The organism is Cetobacterium sp. (assembly GCF_048470075.1).
GTDB lineage: Bacteria > Fusobacteriota > Fusobacteriia > Fusobacteriales > Fusobacteriaceae > Cetobacterium_A.
In genome coordinates, this window is record NZ_DBGBQB010000362.1 from 1 (window position 1) to 9,400 (window position 9,400).

Consider the following 9,400-nt stretch of genomic DNA (forward strand, 5'->3'; position numbering starts at 1 on the left):
ATAACATTTTCACTGAATTGAAAGGAACTCTAGAAATAATAGGGATAGAGAAGGATTTTATAGCCCACTTTAGAATAAATTGAATAATAAATTTCTCATGACAATGAGATGACCTTTGGAGCTCTAAAAGCTACTGAAGTATCTAAAAAACTGTATTTTTGGATACTTTTAAGCTATTAAAGAGGGTAAACTTATGCAACTGTCGCTTAAAATCAGTTAAGATTGTGCTGAGAAGAGTTATAGCTGCTGATAAAAATTGTAAAAAAGGAGGCTTACTACTGTTGAACTAACGCTTATAACGCAATAATTTTTTATACATCTTTAGAATTAATTTTAACCTTTTTTATAGTAGTGTGACAAAAATCACACTACTATTTTTTATTACCAAGTATTATGATAGATATATAAATACTTGTATACCAAGGAGGAAAATATGAATAAGATTCAAACCACTTGTAATTACTGTTCACTAGCATGCAATATGGATTTCTACATTGAAGATAATAAAATTAAAAAAGTTATTCCTACTGAAAATTACCCTGTTAACAAAGGTTTTAGTTGTATTAAAGGGTTAAATCTAGATAAGCAACTTACTTCAAGAGATTTCCCTAAAAAACCACTTCTTAAAACAGAAAATGGAAGAGAGGAGATATCTTGGGAAAAAGCTTATAGTTTTTTCAGTGAAAAGCTAAAAGAGATTGTTAAAAAACATGGCAAAGAGAGTGTTGCTTGCATAAGTACAGGTCAACTTGCCCTAGAGGAGATGGCATTAGTTGGACATGTCTTTAGAAACTTTGTGGGGGGACAACTAGATGGAAATACTAGACTTTGTATGGCTACATCAGTTGTTGCACATAAGCAAAGTTTTGGATTTGATGCTCCTCCTTATACATTAAATGATCTAGAGCTTTCCGATACTATAATTTTTATTGGTGCTAATCCTGTTGTTGCTCACCCTATTATTTGGGATAGAGTTAGAAAAAATAAAAATAAAAAAGTTATTGTTATTGATGTTAGAAAGAGTGAAACAGCTCAAAATGCCGATTATTTTTTCTGTATAAAACCTAAAAGTGACATAGTTTTAAATTATACTTTGGCTAACTACTTTATTCAAAACAACTGGCTAGATAAGAACTATATTGAAAATCACTCAGAAAATTTTGATGCTTTTAAAGATCATGTTTCAAAGTTCTCTATTGATAATATAGAGAAAAAAGTTGGAATTACTAAAGATGAATTTTTAACTCTAGCAAAACTTATTCATGAGGGAGATGCTGTTTCTTTCTGGTGGACTATGGGTATAAACCAAAGCTATCAAGCTGTTAGAACTGCTCAAAGTATAATTAATTTAGCTGTTATGACTGGAAATATTGGTAAGCCTGGAACTGGGGCTAACTCTATCACAGGACAGTGTAATGCTATGGGATCTCGTCTTTTTAGTAATACCACTGGACTATACGGTGGTGGAGAATATACAGATGAAGCTAAAAGAAAGATTGTTGGAGAAGCCCTTGGTCTAGACCCAGCTATTTTCCCAATAAAACCTACACTACCTTATAATGTTATCATTGAAAAAATTATTTCTGGTGAGATTAAAGCTCTTTGGATTCTATGCACTAACCCTAGACACTCTTGGATAAATAACACTCAATTCCAAGAGGCTATACAAAATTTAGACCTTTTCGTTGTTCAAGATCTATATCCAGATACTGATAGCTCAAAGGTTGCTCATCTATTCCTTCCAGTAGTTTCTGGATTAGAAAAAGAGGGTACTCTTATAAATACTGAGAGAAGGGTATCTAAGCTAAACCCAGTTTTACCTAAACCAGATGGAGCTTTTAGTGATTTTGAAGTTATCTTTAATATTGGAAAAGCACTTGGAATGGGAGAGTTATTGAGTGGTTGGGAAACACCTGAAAAAGTGTTCAATATGATGGCTAAAGTTACAAAAGATACCCCTTGCGATATGACTGGAATTAACTATGAACTATTGGAAAAAGGGTATGGTATTCAGTGGCCATTTAAAGAGGGTGAAACTTTAGTGGATCATGAGAGAAGACTTTTTGAAAATGGTGAATATTACACACCTAATAAAAAAGTTAAATTTGTATTTGAAGATGTTGCTGAAAATCCTGTACCTATAAATGATGAGTTCCCATATATACTTAATACTGGAAGAGGAACTGTTGGTCAATGGCACACTCAAACTAGAACTCGCGAGATTACCTATGTCAATGACTCCATTTCAAATAAATCATATATCTATCTCTCTAAAAGCTTAGGAGAAAAATTAGGAATTGAATCTCAAGATGAAGTATTAGTTAAGTCTATCAATGGAAGAAGTAGTAACTTTATAGCCTTAACTACTGATAACCTTCCTTATGATGTTCTATATGCTCCAATCCATTATATTGAAACAAATAATTTAACGCTTTCTATATATGATCCATATTCAAAGGAGCCCTCATATAAATACGCTCCTGTTTCTATTGAAAAAATTTAAAAGCAAAGGAGAGATTAAATTGAAAAGAATAAAAATAGATAGAAGTAAATGTATTGGTTGTCTAACTTGTGTCAGTGCCTGCTTAGTTTCTCATAACTCTGCTGATTCCAGAAACAGAGTTGTCTTAAGTAGTGATTTTAAATTTTCTCCAATATTTTGTAGAAACTGTGACCTTCCTGAATGTGTATACACATGTATGAGCGGTGCTATGAGAAAGGATACTGAAACTAGCTATGTAACTTATGATAAAAAGAGATGTGCTAGTTGCTATATGTGTATTATGGCCTGTCCCTACGGAACTTTAAAAGAGGATAAGGAAACTAAAAAAGAGATTATGAAATGCGATATGTGTACCCATGTTCCTGATGGGCCGCAGTGTGTGGCTAAATGCCCTATGGCTGCAATAACTCTTGAGGAGGTAAAGTAATGAACTATGTTATAATTGGTGCTTCTGCCGCTGGAATTAATGGAGCAGAAAATTTAAGATCTTTAGATAAAAATGCTAATATAACTCTAATTTCTAAAGATACGTATATCTATTCTAGATGTATCCTTCATCATTATATAGGTGAGATTAGAGACCTTGATGAAATAAATTTTGTAGATAAAGATTTCTTTGAAAAAAATAATATCAACTGGTTAAAGGGAAGAGAGGTTATCTCTTTAGATGAAAAAGAAAAAAATATTATTTTGGATAACAATGAAATCATCCCATATGATAAGGTTTTAATTGCCTCTGGTTCAAGACCATTTTTTCCACCAATAGAAAATATAGACAATAAAGATAATGTTGTTGGTCTTAAATCATTAGATGACTGCAATAAAATCATAGAGATTTCAAAAAAAGCTAAAAACATTGTGGTTATAGGTGCTGGATTAATTGGAATGGATGCTATAAGTGGTTTGATACACAATAAAAATGTTCACGCTAATCTCTCTTTAATAGAGATGTCTGATAGATTACTTCCTCTACAACTTGATAAAGAAGCATCCATAACTTATGAGAATAAATTAGTGGAACATGGTGTAAAACTATTTTTTAATTCAAAAGTTACAAAATTAAATCTGAATCCTAAAAATCCTAATCTAATTAACTCTCTAAGTTTAATGGATGAGGGGAATGATATAGAGCTTCTTGCTGATTTGGTTATCATTTGTGCTGGTGTTAAACCCAATATAGAGTTTTTAGAAAATACAGATATTAAATATGATAAAATGGGGCTTCTTTTCAATGAGAAGTGTGAAACTAATATAAAAGATATCTACGGAGCTGGAGATGTCAGTGGAAGAGGTACAATCTGGTCTGTGGCAGTGAAAGAGGGCATCGCAGCCACTTCAAATATGGCTGGAAAAACAAGACTCATGGATGATTTTTTCTTTGCTAAATCGACTATGAACTTTTTTGATATCCCTACACTTTCTCTAGGATGTCAAAGTGGATATGAAAAAATAGAGGGTATGAATATTGATTCCATTAGAGAAAGGGGTGGTATCTATAAAAAAATAGCTCATAAAGATGGAAAAATCTTTGGTGCTATTATTCAAGGTGATCTTTCATACACTGGTGTTTTAACTCAGTTAATCAGATTGAATATTGATATTTCTAAAATAAAAAAATCTATATTTAACATTGATTATTCCGATTTTTTCAATATAAATTCTGAACTTGAGTTTGAATATAAAAAATAAAATAAGGAGATTAATAATGATTAAAGACACTATCAATAGGTTGGAGCGATTTCCTGTTGGAGCTATTGCTACAACAGTTGGGGCATGTACACTTGCCAATGCCTTTTTATTACTGAACTTCACTTACCTAAGAAACATTTTCATGATTATTGGTATAATAGTTTTTATCTTAGCAACCATGAAGATATTCAAGCACAAAGAGGCTTTTCTAGCCGAGTATAGCAGCACTATTCCCGCTAGTTTATATGGTACATACTCTATGCTAGCCATGATAATTGGTGCATTTTTATTTCCATATAGTCCATTTTTAGGAAAAAATCTTTGGTTATTTGGTGTATTTTTTCACACCTTTGCTATCTGTATATTTACATATAGAAATGTTATTAAAGACTTTAAAATTGATACCTTTGTCCCTAGTTGGTTTGTTACTTATAACGGTATCATGGTTTCCATTGTTGTAGGTGGTTCTATGAATGAACCAGTTATCTCTAAATGGGTTTTAATATATGGGATAGCTATATTTTTCATAATAATTCCATTTATGATTAGAAGATTAATCATTAAGCCCTTACCTGATATGGTCTATCATACAAAGGCTATTTTATTGGCACCATCAAGTCTATGTACTGTGGGTTACTTAAATGTAGTAAAAAATCCAAATATATACATAGCTTTTCTGCTTTATGCAATTGTTTTTATAACACTTATCTCTATTCTTTTAAGTATACCTAAGTTTTTTAGTTTTGATTTTCATCCTGGCTTTGCGGGAACTACCTTCCCAATGGCAATTGGAACTGTGGCATCCTTTAGAATGAGTGCCTATTTAACCAGTTTAAATCTATTAAATTATTCGGATATTATAAGAAATATTGCAGGTATTCAACTTTATGTTACAACAGGTATTATAGTGTTTGTTTTTTATAATTTCTTAAAAAAGATTAAACCTACTCCCATTAAATAGAGAAAAGGATTGAGCTAATCGTTCAATCCTTTTTCTTTATACTTCTATCGTCACTCCAAAGTGATCCGATATAATATCTCTATTTTCCCCATTAAAAATCACTTCACTAGACTTTATCTTACACTCCTCATTAGTGAATATAAAATCTATTCTCTTGGGTTTGCTACATTTTCCTTCCCATCCCGCAATAACACTTGGAACGGTTATTCCACTATCTTTTTTTAGGGCTTCTAAATATGTATCCTTTACTCCTTTTTCAAGAATATAGTCATATCCCTCTCCCCTTATATTTGCATTATTATTAAAATCCCCCATTAAAAAATATCTATTTCCTCTTTGGTTAGCAAAGTTTAACAGATCGTCTACCTGCTCCTCAAAAGGGTTATCACTATCTTTCCACCACCCCATATGACAGCTATAAAAATCTATTACCTCTCCTAGTATCACTTTTGATATCATTGTAAATTTTCTGGTTTTCCAAAAGTTTGTATCTTTAACACTACCTATAAACTCTCCAAAAGTTTCTTTCGCCTCACCTTTAAAAAGAATCCCTGTTCCCTCGTGAAATATATCATATCCCACATGATGATAATCCCACCTATAACTATACTCAGCTCCCAATCTTTTTAGCTCTTTACACAGTAAATCTATAAAGTTCCCCTCTCTTATATTGTCATATAAAACTTTATCCTCTATCAGTTGATTTACCTCTTGTAAAGCTATCACTTCATAATCCTCTTCCAGTATCACTTTTGCTAAGTATCTCATCTTATCCACTTGATTCTTCTCCTGCCAAGAGTGACAGTTTAGTGTTAATAGTTTCATTTAAAATTTATCTCCCTAGTATATCAATTATTTTACATTTTAGTATGTCTGCTTTAGGCCCATAGATTGCTTGAACTCCGCAATCCTTTATTATTAACCCTATAGACCCTGTTTTTTTCCACATATTTTTATCTCCAACAACTTCAGCATCTTTTACAGTAACTCTAAGTCTTGTCATACATGCATCTACATCAACTATATTTTCACTTCCACCTAGAAGCTCAATTATTCTAACTGGTATCTCCTCTTGGTTTTCAGTAACTTTTACTTTCTCACTGCTCTCCTGCTCATCTTCATCTATATAGTTTCCTCTTCTTCCTGGTGTTGGTAAATCATATTTTTTTATGATTACATTGAATAACCAGTAGTTCGCAAAGAAAAATCCACCACTTACTATTACAAAGTTTATTAGATCTTTATAAAGTCCAGCTTTCATCATCAGCGGTATACGAGAAAGTAGTTCTAAAAATCCAAAAGAGTGAACTCTTAAAGATATTATATCCACTAGAGCAAATGCAAGTCCTGTAAGAATAGCATAAGCCACATATAAAACCGGCGCGACAAACATAAACATAAACTCAATTGGTTCTGTTACCCCTGTTAAAAATACTGCCAACATCGATGAGATAAATATTGTTTTATATTGTGCTTTTTTATCACTATCCACATTGTTTAACATAGCTAACCCTATTCCTAGAAGTGAAGCTGTAGATAAAACTACTTGTCCCGCCTTAAATCTTGCTGGAACAACTGTTTCTAAAAGATTTTTATATCCATTTATATCTCCTGCTGCCTTAAGGTTATTTAAGTCAGTTATCCAAGCTAACCATATTGGATCTTGTCCTGCTATTGTACTTCCCACAGCTGTTCCAGTTAAAACTTGATACGTTCCTCCCAACTCAGTATAGTTCATTGGAATTGTCAACATATGATGTAATCCAAATGGTAGCAACAATCTTTCCAATGCACCATATATAAATGGTGCTATTACAGGTGCTGTATTTCTAGAAGTTGCAATCCACTCTCCAAAACTATTTAATCCCCACTGAACAAATGGCCATACCAATGCTAAAATACTTGCCATAACAAAAGAGCCAAATATAACTACAAATGGTACAAATCTTTTTCCGTTGAAAAATGCTAAAGATTTTGGTAATCTATCAAAATTCTGGTACTTATTAAAGAGCACTGCTCCTAAAAATCCAGAAAGAATACCTACAAATACTCCCATATTCAAGGCAGGAGCCCCCATCACTGTTGTAAAGTAATTTTTTACCAACAACTCCTGTCCTGTTAAAGACATTATTGTAGCATCTGGACTATTTAACATAGCTCCATTTATTCCAAATATAGCCCCAGTTATTCTATTTGTTAGTATAAAAGCTATAACTCCTGCAAAAGCTCCACCCGCCTTTTCTTTGGCCCATGAACCTCCAATTGCAGCAGCAAAAAGAATATTTAGATTTACAATAACTCCCCATCCCATATCCTCTATAATTCTTCCAATCATAGATAAACCACTTGTTCCAAGAAGTTTACCAATAGAAACCATAAGTCCTGCTGCAGGCATAACTGCTATTACAACAATTAAAGCTTTTCCTAATTTTTGCCAAAAATCAAATGATATTAAACTTTTCTTTTTCATTTTAACTTCTCCCCTATATTTAATTAGATTTTATAAACTACACTTTCATATGGTCTTATTATAAAATTTTCTAAACTCTTATCAATAACCTTATAATTAGATATTATAATATCCTCATTTTTTATGTTGAACTCTGAAAGATTTAAAACTTTCTCATTTTCACTAAGATTTGATAAAATTAGATACCTTTCATTATCTAGCTCTCTAAGATAAGCAAATACATGTCTGTCATCCTCTAAAACTAACTTAAATTTTCCATGAGTTAAAGTTTTGCTATTTTTCTTTAAAGATATTAGATTTTTATAGTGATTATATATTGAGTTTTTATCATTTATTTGATTTTGTACATTGATCTCTTTATAGTTTTCATTTACCTTAATCCAAGGCTTTCCTATTGTAAATCCACCATTTAAAGTATTATCCCATTGCATTGGTGTTCTGGCATTATCTCTAGATGTATTAGATAAAATCTTTAAAACTGTTTTTTCACATATACCAGCTTCTAACTTCTCTTTTCCCTCATTTATACTTTTTACATCTTGGAACTCTGAAAGAGAGTTAAACACTGTATTTGTCATTCCAATCTCCTGCCCTTGATAGATAAATGGTGTTCCTTTTTGTAAAAAATAAGTTGTTGCAAAAGCCTTTGCTGACTCTAGCCAATACTTATTATCATTTCCCCAAGTTGAAGTACTTCTAGGAATATCATGATTTTCAATGAAAAGAGCATTCCATCCCTTTCCCTCTAGTGATACTTGCCACTTATTTAAAACATCTTTATAGGCCTTTGGACAAAACTCTGTCTCCCCCTCATAGTCCCATAATTTTAAATGCTCAAATTGGAATATCATGTTAAACTTCCCATTTTCATGCCCTACCCATTCATCAGCATTTTCAGCATCTACTCCATTGGCCTCTCCAACTGTTACAATATCATACTTATCAAAGGTATTCTCTTTTAGCTCTTTTAAATATTTTTGAATCCCCTCCACGTTCATATGCATGTCAAATGAATCCACATATTTTTTCCCCTCTGGATTTGGCATATCTGGAAATCCATCAACTTTTTTTATATGACTTATGGCATCTACTCTAAATCCATCAATACCCTTGTCTAACCACCAATTCATCATATCATATATCTCTCTTCTCATCTCTTCATTTTCCCAGTTTAAATCTGGTTGTTTTTTAGAGAATAGGTGTAGATAATATTCATCAGTTTTCTCACATTTTTCCCAAGCTGAACCTTTAAATATACTTTCCCAGTTATTTGGCTCCTCTTCATTTTTCCCCTCTCTCCAAATATACCAATCACGTTTTGGGCTATCCTTCGATTCTCTTGCTTCTATAAACCATGGATGCTCATCACTTGTATGATTTATTACAAGATCTATTATTAACTTCATACCTCTTCTATGAGTTTCAACTAAAAGTTTATCAAAATCCTCCATTGTTCCAAACTCTTCTAAGATATCTCTATAGTCACTTATATCATATCCATTGTCATCATTAGGACTTTTAAAAAATGGTGAAACCCAAATAAGATCAATTCCCAACTCTTTTAAATAATCTAGCTTCTCTATAATCCCTTTTATGTCCCCTATTCCATCCCCATTGGAATCCTTAAAACTTTTTGGATAAATCTGATATCCTATTAACTCTTTCCACCACATCTTAACTTTCTCCTTAACTTGTAATAAATATTTTCAGTTTTGTGCAAACGTTTGCTCTTTTTTCTATTCTATCATTTAAATTTCATTTTGTCTATATATAAAAC

At 32.1% G+C, this 9,400-nt stretch carries 7 protein-coding genes; 4 read left to right on the plus strand and 3 right to left on the minus strand.

Annotated features, from left to right (window positions below; all coding sequences use genetic code 11):
- The first annotated feature begins 433 nt into the window (after positions 1–433).
- Genes ACMOUI_RS12685 through ACMOUI_RS12700 form a run of 4 tightly spaced genes read left to right on the plus strand, consistent with a single transcriptional unit; the run spans position 434 to position 5,153 of the window.
- Entirely contained in the window at positions 434–2,503 is a 2,070-nt protein-coding gene (locus ACMOUI_RS12685; RefSeq protein ID WP_418966061.1) for a molybdopterin oxidoreductase family protein, read from the plus strand.
- 19 nt (positions 2,504–2,522) lie between these two features.
- A complete protein-coding gene (locus tag ACMOUI_RS12690) occupies positions 2,523–2,930 on the plus strand; it encodes a 4Fe-4S dicluster domain-containing protein (protein WP_418966062.1) in 408 nt (135 codons plus the stop codon).
- A complete protein-coding gene (locus ACMOUI_RS12695) occupies positions 2,930–4,192 on the plus strand; it encodes an NAD(P)/FAD-dependent oxidoreductase (protein WP_418966063.1) in 1,263 nt (420 codons plus the stop codon). The genes ACMOUI_RS12690 and ACMOUI_RS12695 overlap by 1 nt, the downstream gene beginning before the upstream one ends.
- A 16-nt stretch (positions 4,193–4,208) precedes the next feature.
- Positions 4,209–5,153, plus strand: a complete 945-nt coding sequence (locus ACMOUI_RS12700) for a TDT family transporter (RefSeq protein WP_418966064.1) — start codon at positions 4,209–4,211, stop codon at positions 5,151–5,153.
- A 36-nt stretch (positions 5,154–5,189) separates the two neighbouring features.
- Here ACMOUI_RS12700 and ACMOUI_RS12705 read toward each other — a convergent pair whose 3' ends face one another.
- Genes ACMOUI_RS12705 through ACMOUI_RS12715 form a run of 3 tightly spaced genes read right to left on the minus strand, consistent with a single transcriptional unit; the run spans position 5,190 to position 9,296 of the window.
- Positions 5,190–5,978 carry an endonuclease/exonuclease/phosphatase family protein gene (locus tag ACMOUI_RS12705; RefSeq protein ID WP_418966065.1) on the minus strand — a complete coding sequence of 263 codons (789 nt, stop codon included), beginning with the start codon at positions 5,976–5,978 and terminating at the stop codon, positions 5,190–5,192.
- A 7-nt stretch (positions 5,979–5,985) separates the two neighbouring features.
- Positions 5,986–7,623 carry a PTS transporter subunit IIBC gene (locus tag ACMOUI_RS12710; protein ID WP_418966066.1) on the minus strand — a complete coding sequence of 546 codons (1,638 nt, stop codon included), beginning with the start codon at positions 7,621–7,623 and terminating at the stop codon, positions 5,986–5,988.
- A 23-nt stretch (positions 7,624–7,646) separates the two neighbouring features.
- Positions 7,647–9,296 carry a glycoside hydrolase family 13 protein gene (locus tag ACMOUI_RS12715; RefSeq protein WP_418966067.1) on the minus strand — a complete coding sequence of 550 codons (1,650 nt, stop codon included), beginning with the start codon at positions 9,294–9,296 and terminating at the stop codon, positions 7,647–7,649.
- Positions 9,297–9,400 lie beyond the last annotated feature (104 nt).

Coding starts and splice junctions, on each gene's coding strand:
- ACMOUI_RS12685 (WP_418966061.1), top strand. CDS start 434: ATGAATAAGATTCAAACCACTTGTAATTACTGTTCACTAGCATGCAAT.
- ACMOUI_RS12695 (WP_418966063.1), top strand. CDS start 2,930: ATGAACTATGTTATAATTGGTGCTTCTGCCGCTGGAATTAATGGAGCA.
- ACMOUI_RS12700 (WP_418966064.1), top strand. CDS start 4,209: ATGATTAAAGACACTATCAATAGGTTGGAGCGATTTCCTGTTGGAGCT.
- ACMOUI_RS12705 (WP_418966065.1), bottom strand. CDS start 5,978: ATGAAACTATTAACACTAAACTGTCACTCTTGGCAGGAGAAGAATCAA.
- ACMOUI_RS12710 (WP_418966066.1), bottom strand. CDS start 7,623: ATGAAAAAGAAAAGTTTAATATCATTTGATTTTTGGCAAAAATTAGGA.
- ACMOUI_RS12715 (WP_418966067.1), bottom strand. CDS start 9,296: ATGTGGTGGAAAGAGTTAATAGGATATCAGATTTATCCAAAAAGTTTT.